1 protein-coding gene is annotated in these 1,181 nt (G+C 69.1%); it reads left to right on the plus strand.

Annotation, left to right across the window (positions count from 1 at the left end):
• Positions 1–134 precede the first annotated feature (134 nt).
• Positions 135–1,181, plus strand: a 1,047-nt coding sequence (gene nadA, locus ACFOM8_RS22975; RefSeq protein WP_377764681.1) for a quinolinate synthase NadA, incomplete at its 3' end; no start/stop codon positions are given.

The following is a 1,181-nucleotide window of genomic DNA, read 5'->3' on the forward strand; positions in this document are numbered from 1 at the left end:
GACCCGCTGAGCGCGCGCCCTGCGCTTGCCGGAAGCCGCCCGTTCACGGTTGCCGTTGGGTCACTTTGCGGTTAGGTCTGCACCGGGCCATGATCATGGGGCCGCGCCGCGGGCGCCGCCGGAAGGAGCCGGTCTTGCTGGACGTGACAACCATCCGCGCCGAACTGGCGGCGCATTACGACCTTGCGCCCTCGCTCGCGCTGGCCCGCGACATGGCCGCGATCCACGCCCGGATGGAGCGGGCGGTGCCGTTCCCCGACTGGGCGGTGGCCGCGCCCTATGTGGCGGCGATCAACCGGCTCAAGGCGGAACGCGGCGCGGTGGTCTTGGCGCACAACTACATGACGCCCGACATCTACCACGGCATCGCCGACGTGGTGGGCGACAGCCTGCAACTGGCCGTCGAGGCAACGCGCGTGGACGCCGACGTCATCGTCCAGTGCGGCGTGCATTTCATGGCCGAGACCTCGAAGATCCTCAACCCCGCCAAGACCGTGCTGATGCCCGACATGGAGGCCGGCTGCTCGCTGGCCGAAAGCATCGACCCCGAGGGGATCGCGCAGATGCGCGCCCGCTATCCCGGCGCGCCGGTGGTCAGCTATGTCAACACCACGGCCGCGGTGAAGGCCGCGTCCGACATCTGCTGCACGTCCTCGAACGCCGCGCGGATCGTGGCGGCGCTGCCCGGCGACACGGTGATCATGACGCCCGACAAGTGGCTGGCGCAGAACGTCGCCAAACAGGTGCCGCAGAAGCGCGTCGTCTGGTGGGACGGGGCCTGCATCGTCCATGAACGCTTCACGCCGCAGGATCTGCGCGACTTCCGCGCCTGGTATCCCGGCCTGAAGATCATCGCCCATCCCGAATGCCCCCCCGATGTCGTGGCCGAGGCGGATTTCGCGGGCTCGACCGCGCATATCATCGACTGGGTGGGCACGGCGCGGCCCGCGCAGGCGATGCTGGTCACGGAATGCTCGATGGCCGCCAATATCGCCGACGCCCATCCCGGGGTCGAGTTCCTGGGCCCCTGCAACATGTGCCCGCACATGAAGAAGATCACGCTGGAAAAGGTGCTGTGGTCGCTGCATTCCATGACCGGCCAGGTCGAGGTGGACGAGGCCGTCGCCGCCCCGGCCCGCCGGGCGGTGCAGCGGATGATCGAGATGTCGCGGCAACCGGCG

The organism is Paracoccus angustae (assembly GCF_042648745.1).
In the GTDB taxonomy this organism is placed as follows: domain Bacteria; phylum Pseudomonadota; class Alphaproteobacteria; order Rhodobacterales; family Rhodobacteraceae; genus Paracoccus; species Paracoccus angustae.